Here is a 16,848-nt window from a genome sequence, read left to right on the forward strand (position 1 = left end):
GTCCCCTGCATTGCAAGAGGCCGGATGTACTTTTGGCAGATTGTCCAGTTTTGATGCGTGAAGTGACGGGTCACCTTGCCGGAATGGCACCCGCAGACCGAAAAAGTATGAGTTTTTCGGTCAGTCGGTGTCGAGGTTGGTGGTGTCCGGCTCCACCGTCTGTGCGACGATGCCCGAAGAGTGGGAGTAGTTGCAGGTATCGGGCAGGTCGTCGGCGCGGTAATAGCCCGTTGCGCGGCTGGGGCAGTTGGGGCCGGCCAGCAGACCGCTCTGGGTGCAGTAAGCACGCTCCACCACGCCGTCGGCGGCCGGGAATGCCTTATAGGGCAGGTTCGCCTGAACCTGCTCCATATAGGCCTTCCACGCCATGACGCAGGTGCGGGTCTTGGCCTGATCCTTGGAGAGGGTGTTGGTCATGTCATAGGGCGCATCGTAGCCCCACCACACGGCGGTGACGTAATAGGGCGTGCCGCCCACGAACCACAGATCCTTTTCGTCGCTGGCAGTACCGGTCTTACCGAAGGATTCCATGCCGTTGGAGTTGGGGTAGCGGCCGCTGGCGGTACCGACGTTGGAGTACAGGACATTCTTGAGCAGCCGGTTCATGACATAGGCCGTCTGCGGGGTCAGGGCCTGATAGCTGGTGGCGTTGTTTTCCAGATAGATGTTGCCGTCCCGGTCCAGCACACGGGTGTACAGGTGCGGGGTGGTGTACCCGCCGTCATAGAAGATCTGGAAGGCAGCGGCCAGTGCCGTAGGCGTAACGCCGTGGGTCTGGCTGCCCATGACCATCTGGGCGAGGCCCACATCGCTGGTGGGGTCCAGCGTATTCAATTGCAGGGTGTTATAGACGAAGTTGAAGATGTTGCTTGCGCCCACAAGGTCGCCCACGCGGATGGCAATGGTGTTCAGCGAGCGGGCCAGACCGTTCCACAGCGGGATATCGGAGTTGTCGCCGTAGTTGCCGCCGTAGTTGCGGGGCCAGCTGCGCCATGCGTTCGGGTAGGCTTTCAGCTGGGTGTCGGACATGCCCATCAGGCCGTTCTTGCGGCAGTAATCCTCATCGCGGATGACCATATCCTGCTTGAGGTAGAGGGGCGAGTTGTTGAGCATGGTGGACCAGTTGACCAGACCGTACTCGATGCCCAGCGCGTAAGCGCCGATGGGCTTGATGGTCGAACCGGTCTGCCGGGTCACACTGTAAGCGCGGTTCAGGGCGAGGCTCTTGGTCTTCTGGCCCAGACCGCCCACCATGGCCAGCACGTTGCCGTCATAGTCCAGCGTGACCATGGCCGCCTGTGTGCGGACGTTGCGGTAATAGTAGACGGTGCCGTCGTCGCCGGTGCGGGTCTTGGGGGTGCCGTCCTCGTTCATGACCTGCACATCGTCGTCCGAGATGGAGGTCACCTCTTCCTCATGCCAGCCCGCCGGGAAATAGGCGTCGCCGGTGTTGAGCATCAGGTTCTCCATGGCCGTCTGCATCTTGGGGTTGACGGTGGCCTCGATGGTATAGCCGCCGGTGTAGAGCATGTTCTGCGCTGTGGCTTCGTCCACGCCCTCCTTGGCCATGATGTCGCGGACGACCTCATTGAAGAGAGCATCGGTGAAGTAGCTGGTCACGGAGGAGGTATTCTTCTTGCTGGTATCCTCCGCCAGCACCAGCGGCTGCGCGGCAGCGTTGCGGTAATCCTCTTCCGTGATGACCCCCTGCTGCCACATATTATACAGGATAAAGTTGCGGCGGTGGATCAGGTTTTCGGGGTTGGTGTAGGGGTTGTAGTTGGTGGGGTTCTTGGTGATGGACGCGATCGAGGCACACTCCCAGAGGGTGAGCTGGCTGACGTCCTTATTGAAGTACTCGTTGGCCGCCGTCTGAACGCCTTGGATGGTGCCGGTAAAGCTGATGGTGTTCAGGTAGGCTTCGAGGACCGTCTCTTTGGAGTAGGTGCGGCTCAGGCAGAGGGCGCGGTAGATCTCCCGCAGCTTGCGCAGAGCACCCTCGATGCCGCTGGCGCTCTTATCTGAGGTCAGGTTTTTGATGAGCTGCTGCTCCAGCGTGGATGCGCCCTGCTTGGAGCTGTAGATGGGCAGGATATACTCATTGATCATTGCGCCGATGGTGCGCTTGAAGTTGACGCCCGGCTCATTGTAAAAGTCTTTATCCTCGGTGCAGATGAACGCATACTGTAGGTTGGCGGGGATCTGTTCCAGATCCGCCCAGACGCGGTGGCTGTTGGAGGAGCGCAGGGTCTCGTATTCCACCTGTGCGCCGGTGTCGGGGTCGGTGGCCACCACGGTGCTGGACTGGCTCAGCTCGATGTTGTCAAGGTCCAGCAGGTCACCGTCGTTGGCAGTGGCCTGTACCACGTAGTACACGGCGCCCACCGCCACCAGACTGCCCACCATGATGCCCAAGCAGAGCAGGGTGGCAAAGGTGCGGCCGATGAATTTCAGCACCGGGTGCTTGCTCTTTTCCCGCGGCTCCTTCGGCTCCTTGGCGGGCCGCGGGCTGGATGCCGGGGCTCTGCGGCTGTTGTTCAGATTGACTTGACGTCCCACTGCGGGCTGCGGGTCACGCTTGGCCCCGCCTTGGTGGATCTTTCTCGGTTCGATAAGGATCGCCTCCTGACCGGCCCGTAGGCCGATGATTTGCTGTGGTTATACGTGGACCGCCCCGCCGGTTTTTCCGGCAAAAGGACAGAATTCTCCCCAGATAGGGATAGTATAGCACATTTGGCCCCGGAAAGTACAGCATTCCGGTGTGAAAATTCTTGCCGGCCGTCTGCCTTTCTCCGTTTTTGCACATACTACCGTTTGAAACCTTCCCTGCAAAGGAGTGATTTTGCCATGCGCAAGCTTGCGCTCTGTCTGTTTTATGCGCTTTGCACTTTTACCATCGCCTTCAGTCTGTTCTGGATGGCCCTGCCTCGGCTCAATGCCCGCTCCCCCGCCCCGCAGGACGAGGCAGACTCGGTGCCGCTGAGCCTCGCCGCACAGGCTCTGCCGGAGCGGACGGCTCTCTATTACCTCTGCGACGAGGGCGGGATGCTGACCGTTTACGCCTGTGGGGCCGACGGCCAGCCCGCCGACCGGCTGGAGGAGACCGGCATCTACGTCAACCTCCTGCCCGAAAACGATGCCCTGCGGATCAAGCAGGGGCTTTCCGTCTACAGCGAAACCGAACTGCGCACGGTCTTGGAGGATCTGGGCGAATGAAAAAAGCCTGACCGACCTGCCAGAATCTCCCACTCCGGGGGAGCTGGCAAAGCCGTCAGGCTTTGAGTGAGGCTGCTTACGCTTCCATGGCTTCCAGCGGGACAAGGTATTCCTTGCAGCACTGTTCGTAATGGAGCGAATAATCCTTGGTGGGGTTGTGGTGCATCAGGCTCTTGAGGGTGTGGGAGTCGTAATCGTCGCCCTCGCTCATGCCGACCAGACGGGCCGCGATGTTGGAGCAGTGGTCCGAGATGCGCTCCGCATTGTTCAGCACATCGAGGAAGACAACGCCGGTATCGATGGAACAGATGCCCTCCTTCAGGCGCTTGATGTGCTGGTCGCGGAGCTTTTCCACCATGATGTCGATGACCTCTTCCAGCGGCTCCACCTGACGGGCCAAGGCGAGGTCGTCGTTCTCGAAGGCGTCGTTGGTCAGGTCAAGGATGCGCTCCATGGCGCTGGTGAGGAGCTTGAGCTGCTCCTTGGCGTGGTCGCTGAAGGAGGCTTCCTTCTCGTACAGCTCCTCGGATTTCTCCATGATGTTCACGGCGTAGTCGCCGATGCGCTCGTACTCGGTGACGAAGTTCAGCAGCTCGGTCACGGCGTGGCTCTCGTCATCGCCCAGCTCCTGATCGGTCATCTTGATGAGGTAGTTGGAGACCTCGACCTCCATCCGGTCGATGAGGTTCTCACGGACGTTGATGGCGCTCACCACATCCTCGTCCATCTTGATCAGCAGCGGCGCAGCCAGATTCACGTTGCGGGCCGCACGGCGGGACATCTTGACGACGGCGTTCTTTGCTTGCTGCAAAGCCACCGCCGGGCTCTTGAACAGGCGTTCATCCAGCACAGGCATACTCAGCTCCTGTGCTTCCTCAGCGCTGTCCGGCACAGTCAGGACAGCCAAGCGGGACAGCACCCGGCTGAACGGCAGGAAGAGAATCATCGCCGCCACGCTGGACAGGGTGTGGATGTTTGCGATGGAGCTCTTGTTCATCACATCGTTCCAGACCGGGATGCCGATGGTGTAGCGCACCGCATAGATGGCCGCCAGCAGCACTACGCTGCCGATGATATTGAAATAAAGGTGGATCAGGGCGGTGCGCTTACCGTCCTTGGAGGAGCCGCCGATGGTCAGCAGCGGAGTGAACGCCGTGCCGATGTGGGCACCCAGAATGATGGGGATGGCGGACCCGAAGGTGACAAGGCCGGTGCTGGACAACGCCTGCAGGATGCCGACCGAGGCCGAGGACGACTGGATAATGACCGTGGCCACCACGCCGACCAGAATGCCGAGGATGGGATTGGTCATGCTGACAAACAGCTCTTGGAACGCGGCGCTCTCCCGCAGGGGCGAAACGCCGGAGTCCATCAGGCTCATGCCCGTGAACAGAATGCCGAAGCCCAGCATGATCTGGCCGATGTTCTTCTTTTTTGCGTTGCGCAGGAACACATAAAAAATGCAACCAATAAACGCGACCACGGGCGCAAAGGTCTTGGGCTGGATCAATGTCAGCCACAGGCTGTCGCCGGAGATATCCGCCATGCGGATGAGCTGGCCGGTGACAGTCGTACCAATGTTCGCACCCATGATCACGCCTACCGACTGCGTGAGGGTCATGATGCCGGAGTTGACAAGGCCGACGCAAATGACGACCGTACCCGCCGACGACTGGATGACGCCGGTGATGAGGGTGCCGAAAATAACACCCTTGATGGTGGAAGAGGTCAGTTTTTGCAGAACGCCCTGCATCTTGCCGCCCGCCAGCTTCTCCAAACCGGCACCCATGATCGACATGCCGTACAGGAACAGCGCAATACCGCCCAACAGAGAGGTGATGTGTGTGATATCCATCTCGATACTCCTAAAATTGATCTTCCTTTTGCTTTTGAAACCAACAAAGGACGGCTGTCAGGCTTTCTCTGCCCGAACGCCGTCCTTTTTATTATAGCATTGCGCGGCCTGTTTCAACAAGCCTTATTTTACATGTTTTTTGCGTTTTTGATACATTTTTGCCTTTTCCGGCCCAGCCTTATCCGGTTCTTTTCGCAGATTTTACATTGATTTTACAAAACGTTCAGTTTGCCACAGCAGACACCGTTTCCCGCCGCCGGGCCGTCTTGGCCCCAGCCTGTTCGCTCCGCGCCTTATCGTAGCAATAGCGGATGATGGCCTGCCGCCGGACGATGCCGATGAACATGCCCCGGTCATCCACGACGGGCACGAAGTTCTGGTTCATGGCCGCTTCGATCAGCTGGTCCATGCTGGTGGAGACCGTCACAGCCTTGTAATCCCGCTTGTGGGCAAAGCTGGAAATGGGCACGTCCTCGGCGGCTTCCAGATCAAGGCCGTGGGTCTTTTTCAGGCCCCAGAGGATGTCCCCTTCGGTCAGGGTGCCCACATACTCGCCCTTGCGGTTGAGCACCGGAATGGATGCGTAGCGGTTGTTCTCCCATTTTTCCAACGTCTGCCGCAGGGTGAAATCGTCGTAAACATACATCAGATCCTGCTTGGGGGAAAGGAAAAACAAAATGTTCATCATCAGCTCTCCTATCGAAAACAATTGTCTGCCGTTCTGGGCGCAGCTCCCCTTTTTTCCTGCTTTGATTTTAGCACTTTTTCACAGCGAGATAAAGGGAAAAATCATACTTTTTAGATTTTATTCACAGTCATATTTCATCCTCTTTTAAAAGATGCGTAAAATCGGTGCACATTCCCGCGTTTTGTGCTATACTAACAGAAAGGGGGCTGCCCCACCGGCCCTTCGGCGCAGCGGTCGTACTCCAACAGGATACCCGCTTCCGGGGGCGAAATCCTGCGCAATCCGGCGCTGCTTGGGGCAGCCGCTTGAATTTTCCGCTGTACAGCGGGCCTCTAAAGAGGTATAATAGGTAGCGTAAGATTCCTTCCTCGGTTCGCCGGGGCAAACCAACAACATAGTAAAAAGGAGCAGAGCGACTATGATCACTTCCCGTTTTCCGCTGGGAGATGTCAGCTTCTCCGCCGAGTATTTCTCGACACTGGTGGGCGAAGCAACCAAACAATGCTACGGTGTGGCTGCGATGACGCCCCGCGATCTGACCGACAAGGTCCGCAGCATGGTGCACGGTGCCGATTTTTCTGCAAAAGGCGTCCGCGTCACGCAGGAAGAGGGCCGTCTCGTGATCGAGCTGCACATTGCCGTCAGCTATGGGCTGAACATCTCGACCGCCGCGCGCAGCATCTCGCACCGCGTCAAGGATGAAGTCGAACAGGCCACCGGCCTGAAGGTTGCCCGCGTGATCGTCTCCGTTGATGACGTGATCGCCTGATCGGACAAGATAATAAGGAGTAAATTCAAATGATTTCTGGTAAGATCCTGCGCGACGCGATCATCTCCGGCGCGAACAACATCAACAATCAGCGCTCCCGCGTGGACGAGCTGAACGTCTTCCCCGTCCCCGATGGCGACACCGGTACCAACATGGGCATGACCATCGGCGCCTCCGTCCGTGAGCTGGAAGCTCTGGACGACAACTGCACCGTCGGCGAGGCTGCCAAGACTGCCGCTTCTGCCATGCTGCGCGGCGCGCGCGGCAACTCCGGCGTCATCACCAGCCTGCTGTTCCGCGGCTTCTCCAAGGCGCTGGAAGGCAAGAAGGAAGCCGGTGCCGACGACCTCGTGGAGGCCCTGAAGAAGGGCGTTGAGGGCGCTTACAAGGCCGTCATGAAGCCCACCGAAGGCACCATTCTCACCGTCGCCCGCGTGGCTTCCGAGGAAGCCGCCGCCTGCGGCGCTGCCGAAGTACCCGCCCTGTGGGAGGTCGTTCTGACCGCCGGCCAGAAGGCGCTGGACGACACCCCCAACCTGCTGCCCGTCCTGAAGAAGGCCGGTGTCGTGGACGCCGGTGGTCAGGGCATCATGATCATCTTCGAGGGCATGAGCAAGGTCTTCCACGGCGAGGGCATCGTCGCGGGCGGCGAGGCTGTCCCCAACAAGGCCAAGCTCTCCACCGAGAATGCGGGCAAGGGCGTCTTCACCGATGACCTGATGAAGGTCGAGGACATCAAGAACGGCTACTGCACCCAGTTCCTCATCAACAAGAATGAGGGTGCCAGCGCCGCAAAGATGCGTGCCTTCGCCGAATCCAACGGCGACAGCGTGGTCTGCATCGAGGATGATGACGTCATCAACCTGCATGTCCATACCGCCGACCCCGGCAAGATCCTGAGCGAGGCCATCAAGTACGGCTACCTGACCAACTTCAAGATCGAGAACATGCACGAGCAGTTCCTCGCCCGCCAGAAGCAGGGCAAGAGCCTTGAGAAACAGGCCTCCGCCGAGAAGAAGCCCGACCCGACCGCCGAGTTCATCTATGCTGCCGTCGATCCTGACCGCGAGTACGGCTTCGTCGCCGTGGCCGCCGGTGAGGGCCTGAAGGCTGTCTTCACCGATCTGGCAGCCGACGCTGTGGTCTCCGGCGGCCAGACCATGAACCCCGCCACCGAGGACATCCTCGCTGCGGTTCAAAGCGTCCCGGCTAAGACCGTCTTCGTTCTGCCCAACAACAAGAACATCATCATGGCTGCGGAACAGGCACAGAAGCTGGCCGACCGTCAGGTGGTCGTCCTGCCCACCCGCACGGTGCCCATGGGCATCACCGCCCTGCTGAACTTCGACCCCTCCGCCAACGTCGAGACCAACACCATCAACATGATGGCGGCTGCTGACAAGGTCTCCACCGGCCTGATCACCTACGCCGCCCGCGACAGCGAGTTCGACGGCAAGCGGATCAAGAAGGGCGAGATCATGGCGCTGGAGAACGGCAAGATCGTCGCCACCTCCAACGACCTGATCAAGGCCACCTACCGTCTGGCCCGCAGCATGTGCAAGAAGGACTCCAGCTTTGTGACCATCATCTCCGGCTGCGATGTCTCCGACGAGGATGCCGAGAAGGTGACCGAGATCGTCAAGGCAAAGTGCCCGAACCACGTCGAGGTCAGCCACATCCGCGGCGGCCAGCCCGTGTATTATTATATGATCAGCGTGGAGTAAGCACTCCCCTGACTTGCAATCAAGAATGACCAAGGCCCCCTGCATCGGATCGTTGATGCAGGGGGCCTTGTTGTTTTGCGTCTTAAATTTTACTTTGCATAAATCGCATCATTCTTCGCCAGAAGATAAACACAATACTGATTCATGCTGATCCCTTCTCTTTGGGAATGCTCTGCAAGAGAACGATGCAGACTGCGGGGAAGGCGGAGCTTGAACTGCCCGGAATAATCCGAAAGGCTGTCCGGCTCCGGGATTTTGATACCATCCTCCAAAGCCGCTTCCAACCAAGCTTTTTGGGCATCCTTTGCGTTTGCAATCGCAGATTCCATGGTCTCGCCGCAGGTGATACAGCCCGGCAGGTCTGGATAAGAGACCACAAATCCTCCCTCCTCCGGGTCTTCCACAACTTCCATCCGGTAAGGCATTTTCAGATATTCATTCAGCGTCTTCATCGTTCTTCGCCTCACTCTCTACAATTTGCCGCACCATTTCTACATAAACCTTTTTGATTGGTTCATGCTTGGGAATCGTAATGGGCATACACCCCGCTTTTCGGAACGTATAATGGCTGCTCCCGCTTCGGGGGGCAGTCATTTCGTAGCCATAGCTTTCCAGCACCTTGCGAAGTTCTTCAAATCGAAGATCCTTCGATAACGCGCAGATCCTTGCAAGCAACTTATCCCATTTTGACATCTCGATTTCCTACTTTCATTATATATGGTGTCGCATATGGTGTCAAGCGTTTTTAGAAGAAACTCACCTGACTGCTCTCCGGCAGATCGCCGAGGGCGCCGACTTGGCGCAGACGGTCAAGGATGGCGTTGCTGACGCCGGAGGCTTGCTGAAGCTCCTCGATGGAGAGGTACTCCTGCCCGTTGAGGGTGGCCTTTTCCAGCGCATCGGCAGCGGCACCGCCAAGGCCCTTCAGGGACGAGAAAGGCAGCCGCACCTTGCCGTCCTCCACGATATAACTGGAGCCGCGGCTCTTGCCCAGCTCGATGGGCAGGAATTCGTAGCCCCGCACCAGCATCTCGTTGACCAGCTGGAGCGAGACCAGAACGTCTTCATCCTTGGCGTTCTTTTCCTCTTTCAGGCGGCGCTTGACCTCGTTCATGTGGGCGCGGGCAACGGCAGCGCCGCCTACGGCAGCCTCATAGTCGATGTCGTCACCGCGGACGGTAAAGTACACCGCATAAAACGCTTGGGGACGATAAATTTTGAACCACATCAACCGAATGGCCGACATCAGGTAGGCGACGGCGTGGGCCTTGGGGAACATATACTTGATCTTTCGGCAGGATTCAATATACCAGTCCGGGACCTCGTGCTCCCGCATGGCTTCCTCCCAGCCGGGCTTGAAGCCGCCCTTTGCCACCTTACCTTTACGGACGGCCTCCATGATATCGAAGGCCATCTTTGGTTCCAGCCCCTTGCGGAGCAGGTAAAGCATGATGCTGTCACGGCAGCCGATGACCTCCGCGATGGTGCAGGTTCCGTCCCGGATGAGTTCATCGGCGTTGTTGGTCCAGACGTCGGTGCCGTGAGACAGGCCGGAGATCTGGATCAGCTCGGAGAAATTCTTGGGCCGCGCCTCCACCAGCATTCCGCGCACGAAGTTCGTGCCCATTTCCGGGATGCCGAAGGTGCCGGTCTGGCTGTCGATCTGCTCCGGCGTCACGCCCAGCGCTTCCGGGCTGGTCAGCAGACTGTACACCTTGGGGTCGTTCATGGGGATGGAGTCGATGGGGATGCCGGTGTACTCCTCGAAATACTTGTAGAAGGTGGGCATATCGTGGCCCAGCTCATCCAGCTTGAGCAGGGTGTCGTGGAGATATTTGAATTCGAAGTGGGTGGTCAGCAGACCGCCCGCCACATCGTCCGCCGGATGCTGGATGGGGCAGAAATCGTAGATCTCGTAGGTGTCGGGCACGACGACCATGCCGCCGGGATGCTGGCCGGTGGTGCGCTTAACGCCGGTGCAGCCCAGCGTCAGGCGGTTCTCCTCAGCGTGGTTGACGGTCCTTCCCCGCTCTTCCAGATATTTTTTGACGTAGCCATAGGCCGTTTTGTCCTGAATACCGGACACCGTGCCCGCCTTGAAGACGTTCGCTTTGCCGAAAAGTTCCTCGGTGTAGCGATGGACGTTGGACTGATACTCACCGGAAAAGTTCAGGTCGATATCGGGTTCCTTATCGCCGTAGAAGCCGAGGAAGGTCTCGAAGGGGATGTCGTGGCCGTCCACCAACATCCGGGTGCCGCAGTGGGGGCAGTTTTTATCGGGCAGGTCGAAGCCGTCGTCCACGCTGCCGTCGGTGATGAACTCGCTGTATTTGCACTTGGGGCAGCGGTAGTGGGGCGGCAGACTGTTGACTTCCGAGATGCCGGAGAAGTGGGCCACAGCCGATGAGCCGACTGAGCCACGGCTGCCCACCTGATAGCCGCCCGCGTTGGAGTAGGCCACCAGCTTGACCGCAATGACATACAGGACCGCGTAGCCGTGGCCGCAGATGGAGTCCAGCTCTTTTTGCAAGCGTTTCTCCACGATCTCCGGCAGCGGGTCGCCATAGTCGCGCTTGGCGTGTTCCCACGTGGCATCGCGCAATTGCTGCTCTGCGCCCTCAATGCTGGGCGGGTAGGTGCCCCGCGGGATGGCGCGGACGTTGTTGTCGATGGACGCCGCGATCTTGCGCGGGTTCGTCACAACGATCTCATAGGCTTTTTCTTTGGGGAGGTAGCTGAACTGGTTCAGCATATCCTCGGTGGTGCGGTAGAACAGCGGCGGCTGGTTGTCGGCATCCTTGAAACCGTTGCCCGCCTGAAGGACCGCGCGGTAGACAGCGTCCTCCGGCTCGGTGAAATGGACGTCGCCCGTGGCGATGACCGGCTTGTGGAGGTCTTCGCCCAGTTGGATGACCGTGCGGTTGAAGTCCTTGATGACCTCTTCGCTGTCCACCTTGCCCTCGCGCACCATATAGGCGTTGTTGCCAAGCGGCTGGATTTCCAGCACGTCGTAATAGGCGGCGATCTTCTTCAATTCCTCGTAGGAACGTCCTTCCACGATGGCGCGGTAGAGTTCGCCCGCCTCACAGGCGGAGGTCAAAATCAAGCCGTCGCGGTACTTGTTGAGCAAGCTGCGGGGCACGCGGGGCTTTTTGAAGAAGTAGTTGACGTGGGCCTCGCTGACGATCTTGTACAGGTTTTTCAGGCCCATCTGATTCTTGACAAGGATGATGAGGTGGTAATATTTCTTTTTCAGCACCTCGCGGTTGCCGCCAAGGCCGGTGTTGATTCCGCTGACCGCAGTGACCTGCTTTTCCTCCAGATCCTTCAGCATGACGCAGAAAATGCGTCCCAGCGCACCGGCATCCTCACAGGCGCGGTGAGCCTCGTAGGCGGGCAGCTCCAAGTGCTTGTTGATGGTGCCCTGCTTGTAGTTGTGGAGGCCGGGGTACATCGCCTGCGCCATGGTCAGGGTGTCAATATACGTTGGCTCGAACTCGATGCCGCTCCGCTTGGCCGCAATACGGAGGAAGCGGATATCGAAGGAGCGGGCGTTGTGGGCCACGAGGATCCGCCCGGCCGCAAAGTTGAGGAAGGCTTGCAGCGCTTCGGCCTCACCGGGGGCGTCGGCGACCATCTCGTTGGTGATGCCGGTCAGCTCGGTGATCTTGGGGGTGATGGGCTTGCCGGGTTTGACGAAAGTGTCAAATTCCTCCACGACTTCGCCGTTTTTCACGATGACGCCGCCGATCTCGGTCAGATACTCCACGTTGGGGTCAAGGCCGGTGGTCTCGGTGTCAAAGACGCAGAACTCGCCGCTCAGCGGGGCATCCTGCACACCGTAGACGCAGGGGATCATATCGTCCACGAAGTAGGCTTCGCAGCCGTAGATGAGCTTGAAATCCGGGTCGCTCTTGCGGATGTCATCCGCCGCCAGCATGGCTTCGGGGTAGCCTTGGCAGACACCGTGGTCGGTGATGGCAATGGCCGGGTGGCCCATCCGGTGCGCCAGCCGGACGATCCCGCCGGGGTCGCAGAAGGCGTCCATGCTGGACAGCTTGGTATGCAGATGCAGCTCCACCCGCTTGACCGGGGCATGGTCTTCCCGCTTCTTGCGCTCGACGAAGAGGACATCGTAGGGGTAGACGATGTAGTCATGCTCGTATTTGTCGTAGGAGCAGTCGCCCCGGACGATGACGGTGGTGCCCTTGGAGATGGACTCCCACTTGGAGCAGTCCTCCCCTTCCTGCGCCCGGATCTTCAGGTTGATGGAGCCGGTGTAATCGGTGATGGAAACGGTATAGATCTTGCGGTAGTTGCCCTTGACCTCGGTGAAGAAGACATCGCCCCAGATCATGCACTTGCCGCCCTCGCCGCCGAGGTCCTTCAGCGGCGTCAGGTTCTTGGGGGTGAACATCTTGCCGTGGAAGATGGTCACGGGCTTGTCGGTCAGATCGAGGCCCTCCACCTTGATGGACGGGGCCGTGTTCTTCTTCTCGAACTTGACCACCGGCGGCGCGATCTTCCGCTCCAATTTCTCTTCCATCTGGCGCTGTTCGGCCTCGCCCACCGCACTTTGCAGGGTCACCTTGGGTTTGACGCCGGTGTGAGCCGCGACCCGCTCGGCCAGCAGCCGCTCGAACTCCATCTCCTGCAAAAACTTGGTGCCGTGGCAGACGCCGATGGTGATGTTCTGGCCGGTGATCTGGATGGTGCAGCGATCCAGAAAGCCGTTGATGGGCACGCCGTCCCGCTTCATCTCCTCCATCAGCTCCCGCAGGGCGGCTTCGTCCAGCGTCGCGTAGCCGAACAGGTTCTGGATGCGCAGTTCAAAGCCCTCATAATCGGGCTGGAGCGAAGCCAGCAGCCGCGCACACAGCCCCTTGTCCAGCGGGGCGGCACTGCGCAGGGTAAAGATGACCTGCCGCTCCTGCCGCAGCATCTGGGCGTGCTCGACAACGACGCGCCCAAAACAGGACGCAAAGTCCGGGTCCGCCATGAACTGCGGCCATAGCTGGGATACGAGTGGTGTCACAATGGTACTCCTTTTTTACTCGAAAAACGGCTGTGCTCCGTCTCGGTGTGAAACGGGCAGCAGCCGTCTGCAATTCAGCCGAGATCCCCCGTCTTGAAGACGTGGGAACCCTCGTAATAGAACCTCTCCGTCAGATCTTGTAGATCTCATCCATGAACTGATCGAGGATATGATCGCCGGTCAGCTTCTTGATGGGCTCGCCGTGGATAAACAGGACGGCCTCCCCTTTGCCGCCGGCAATGCCGATGTCAGCTTCGCGGGCCTCACCGGGGCCGTTGACGACGCAGCCCATGACGGCGACCTTGATGGACTTTTTGTAGCCCTGCAGCCGCTTTTCCACCTCGTTGGCGATCTCGGTGCAGGGGTACTGGGTGCGGCCGCAGGTCGGGCAGGTGATGACCTCCGGGCCGGCGACCGGGAAGCCCACAGCGCGCAGGATGTTGTAGCCCGCTTCCACTTCCTTCTCCGGCTCAGCCGCCAGCGAAACACGGATGGTATCGCCGATGCCTTCCAGCAGCATCCCGCCGATACCCATGCCGGACTTGAGCAGACCCATCTGATAGGTGCCCGCCTCGGTGACGCCCACATGCAGCGGGTAGTCGGTGACAGCGCTGAGCTGGCGGTAGGCCTCCATCATGCGGGGCACGTTGGAGTTTTTGATGGAGATGACGATGTTGTTGAAATCGAACTTCTCCAGCAGACGGACATGGTACAGCGCGCTCTCCACCATGGCTTCGGGGACGGGGGCACCGTACTTGGCGAGGATGTGCTTTTCCAGACTGCCGCCGTTGACGCCGATGCGGATGGGGATATTCTTCTGCTGGCACGCCTGAACCACAGCCTTCACGCGGTCGTCATCGCCGATGTTGCCGGGGTTGATGCGGATCTTATCCACGCCCACATCAGCGCACGCCAGCGCGGCCTTGTAATCGAAGTGGATATCCGCCACGATGGGGATGTTCACCGCGTTCTTGACGGCCTCGATGCACTTGGCGTCCGCTGCGCTGGGGCAGGTCACACGCAGGATCTGGCAGCCCGCCGCCTCGCACCGCTTGGCCTGTGCCACATTGCCCTCGATGTCCTCCACCGGGACATTCAGCATGGTCTGCACCGCGATGGGGTTGTTGCCGCCGATGGTCACGTTGCCGATTTTTACTTCTCGTTTCAGCTGCCGCATGGTCATTTTTCCTTTCTTTAGATCGCACCGGTCACGAGCCGGACGATATCATTGTACGTTGCAAAGATCATCAGGGCGAAGAGGAGGGCGAATGCCGCCAGCGTCAGACCACTCTGGATCTTTTCGGGCACGGCATGGCCCGTGACGCCCTCGATGAGCAGGAACACCACCTTGCCGCCATCCAGCGCCGGGAAGGGCAGCAGATTGAAGATGCCAACGTTGACCGTGATGAGCGCGAGCAGTTCCAGCAGGTCCTGCCAGCCGTAGCTGGCCGCCTGACCGATGGCCGTCACGATGCCCACCGGGCCGGACAGGTCGTTGATGCTCTCCCGCCCGCGCAGCAGGTCCATCAGCGAGGTGAAGATGATGCGCCCATAATAGAGCACGCTGTTCCACGCCTCTTTTATCACGTTGACCGGCGTTTTTCTGATGCCGTAGACCGTAAAACCGAGGCTCATGTGGGTCTCGCCGTCCTCGTCCTGCCATGTGTCGAACTGCACGCAAGGCAGCTCCACCTTTTTGCCGTCCCGCAGGACGGTGAAGCTGGCGGAGTAATCCTCGGTGCGCATCAGCTCATAGAGCATATCGTTGGCCACAAAGCAGCGGCGGCCGTTGACGGCCAGTACCTTGTCCCCCGCTTCCAGACCCGTCTGGCCGCAGAGCGCGCCGTCCTCGACGGCGTAGATGACCCGGCTGGTGATAGGCTCGTTCTGCGCCGTAAGCACGATCGCCATGACCACAAAACCCAGCAGAAAGTTCATACAGGCACCCGCTGCCATGATGAGCGCCCGCTGCCAGACCGGAGCCTCGTTGAGGGGCTTGCCGGTGGGCTGGGAAAGTTCCTCCTCTTTTGAGGCTCCCCCGTCAGGGGAGCCGTCCGCGCCAGAGCGCTGGCTGAGAGGCTGCTCTTCTAGATCCGAGCGTTCCTCTCCTTCGGCCTGTTGGCTTTCCGGGCTCTCCTCCCCTTCCAGCGCGACGAAACCGCCCACCGGCAGGGCCCGGAGGCTGTACTGGGTGCCGTGGTGCATCTTTTTGAGCAGCACCGGCCCCATGCCGATGGAAAACTCGTTGACCTGCACTCCACAGAGTTTGGCCACCGCAAAGTGGCCGAATTCATGGATGGCGATCACCGCACTGAACACAAACACCGCAGCCAAAAGGGTAATGATAAAAGACATAGCTTCTCCAAAAATTTATATAGTACGCCGGATATGCTTACAGGTGGCTGCGCACGAAGGCGCGGGCCATCTTGTCGCACTCATACACGTCGGCCAGCGTGTAGCTGCCGCCGAAGCTGTCGCTGTCCACGACGGCTTCCACCAAGCGGCCGATGTCGAGGAAACCGATCTTGTCTTCGAGGAAGAGCTTGACGGCTTCTTCGTTGGCGCCATTGGCGGCGCAGGGGCCAAGGCCGCCCTTCTTGATGGCCTTTTTGCAGGCCGCAAGGCAGCGGAAGGTCTCTTCGTCTGCCACATCGAAGGTCAGCATCTTGAGGGTGGTGAAATCCAGCTCCGGCACCACGCCCGGCACACGGGCCGGGTAGGTCAGCGCGTACTGGATGGGGATGCGCATATCGGGCACGCCCAGCTGCGCAATGATGGAGTTGTCGCTGTACTGGACGGCAGAGTGGACGATGCTCTGGCGCTGGACGACGATCTGGATCTTCTCCGGGGGCAGACCGAACAGCCAGACGGCTTCGATCAGTTCCAGACCCTTGTTCATCAGGGTGGCGGAGTCGATGGTGATCTTCGCACCCATGTTCCAGTTGGGGTGCTTCAGGGCGTCGGCCTTGGTCTTGCCCCGCAGCTCCTCGGTCTTCATCCCGAAGAAGGGGCCGCCGGATGCGGTGAGCAGGATCTTGGTCAGGCTCTTGGCGCTCTCCTTATCCTGCAAGCACTGGAAGATGGCGGAGTGCTCGCTGTCCACGGGCAGCAGCTTGACGCCGTGCTTTGCCACCGCCTGCGTGACCAGATGGCCGCCGGTGACAAGGCTCTCCTTGTTGGCAAGGGCGAGGTCGTGGCCGCTCTCGATAGCGGTCAGGCTGGCCCCCAGACCGGCGATGCCCACCACACTGTTCAGCACTACGTCCGGGCCATCCATGGCCGCCAGTTCCTTCAGGCCCTCCGGGCCGGTCAGCAGCTTGGGCGCATTGGCGCGGCCCGCCAGCGCGGCATCCAGCTTGGCGGCGGCATCGGGGTTCGTCATACAGACGTATTTCGGGTGAAATTCCTCGATCTGCTCCAGAATCTTATCCACATGACTGTGGGCCGACAGACCGAAGACCTCATAGCCCTGTGCGCGGATGACATCCAGACTCTGCGTGCCGATGGAACCGGTGGAGCCCAGAAGCGTAATTTTTTTAGACATCGTGTTTCCTCCTAAAA

12 protein-coding genes are annotated in these 16,848 nt (G+C 59.6%); 3 read left to right on the top strand and 9 right to left on the bottom strand.

The features are described from left to right. Positions 1-120: 120 nt before the first annotated feature. Positions 121-2,559 (bottom strand): transglycosylase domain-containing protein, encoded by a 2,439-nt coding sequence (locus C4N23_RS02210; RefSeq protein WP_112143734.1) that lies wholly within the window; start codon positions 2,557-2,559, stop codon positions 121-123. Between the two features lie 288 nt (positions 2,560-2,847). On the opposite strand from C4N23_RS02210, the gene C4N23_RS02215 reads away from it, so the two are divergent. Continuing rightward, complete coding sequence (locus tag C4N23_RS02215; RefSeq protein ID WP_097838807.1) at positions 2,848-3,216, top strand: hypothetical protein; 369 nt, start codon at positions 2,848-2,850, stop codon at positions 3,214-3,216. Between the two features lie 76 nt (positions 3,217-3,292). Here the strand turns inward: C4N23_RS02215 and C4N23_RS02220 are convergent, their stop codons facing one another. Further along, positions 3,293-5,071: a Na/Pi cotransporter family protein gene (locus C4N23_RS02220; protein ID WP_112143736.1), complete on the bottom strand. Its 1,779-nt coding sequence runs from the start codon at positions 5,069-5,071 to the stop codon at positions 3,293-3,295. Between the two features lie 223 nt (positions 5,072-5,294). Further along, a complete protein-coding gene (locus tag C4N23_RS02225) occupies positions 5,295-5,756 on the bottom strand; it encodes a CBS domain-containing protein (RefSeq protein ID WP_055187764.1) in 462 nt (153 codons plus the stop codon). Between the two features lie 421 nt (positions 5,757-6,177). Here C4N23_RS02225 and C4N23_RS02230 point away from each other — a divergent pair, with 421 nt between their 5' ends. Then, entirely contained in the window at positions 6,178-6,528 is a 351-nt protein-coding gene (locus C4N23_RS02230) for an Asp23/Gls24 family envelope stress response protein (protein ID WP_055187762.1), read from the top strand. 29 nt (positions 6,529-6,557) lie between these two features. Next, positions 6,558-8,252, top strand: coding sequence for a DAK2 domain-containing protein (locus C4N23_RS02235; RefSeq protein ID WP_112143738.1), 1,695 nt, complete (start codon positions 6,558-6,560; stop codon positions 8,250-8,252). A gap of 89 nt (positions 8,253-8,341) precedes the next feature. Here the strand turns inward: C4N23_RS02235 and C4N23_RS02240 are convergent, their stop codons facing one another. From C4N23_RS02240 to dxr, 6 genes are all read right to left on the bottom strand, one after another. Beyond that, entirely contained in the window at positions 8,342-8,704 is a 363-nt protein-coding gene (locus C4N23_RS02240) for a type II toxin-antitoxin system HicB family antitoxin (protein WP_097838809.1), read from the bottom strand. Then, complete coding sequence (locus tag C4N23_RS02245) at positions 8,688-8,945, bottom strand: type II toxin-antitoxin system HicA family toxin (RefSeq protein WP_055187756.1); 258 nt, start codon at positions 8,943-8,945, stop codon at positions 8,688-8,690. Before C4N23_RS02245 ends, C4N23_RS02240 begins: the two co-directional genes overlap by 17 nt. A gap of 52 nt (positions 8,946-8,997) precedes the next feature. Then, positions 8,998-13,251 carry a PolC-type DNA polymerase III gene (locus tag C4N23_RS02250; protein ID WP_112143740.1) on the bottom strand — a complete coding sequence of 1,418 codons (4,254 nt, stop codon included), beginning with the start codon at positions 13,249-13,251 and terminating at the stop codon, positions 8,998-9,000. Between the two features lie 166 nt (positions 13,252-13,417). Beyond that, a complete protein-coding gene (gene ispG / locus C4N23_RS02255; protein WP_275539581.1) occupies positions 13,418-14,470 on the bottom strand; it encodes a flavodoxin-dependent (E)-4-hydroxy-3-methylbut-2-enyl-diphosphate synthase in 1,053 nt (350 codons plus the stop codon). Between the two features lie 11 nt (positions 14,471-14,481). After that, complete coding sequence (locus C4N23_RS02260) at positions 14,482-15,642, bottom strand: M50 family metallopeptidase (protein WP_112143742.1); 1,161 nt, start codon at positions 15,640-15,642, stop codon at positions 14,482-14,484. A gap of 37 nt (positions 15,643-15,679) precedes the next feature. Then, a complete protein-coding gene (dxr, locus tag C4N23_RS02265; RefSeq protein ID WP_055187747.1) occupies positions 15,680-16,831 on the bottom strand; it encodes a 1-deoxy-D-xylulose-5-phosphate reductoisomerase in 1,152 nt (383 codons plus the stop codon). Positions 16,832-16,848: the final 17 nt, after the last annotated feature.

The organism is Faecalibacterium hattorii, from assembly GCF_003287455.1.
Taxonomy (GTDB): Bacteria; Bacillota; Clostridia; order Oscillospirales; family Ruminococcaceae; genus Faecalibacterium; species Faecalibacterium hattorii.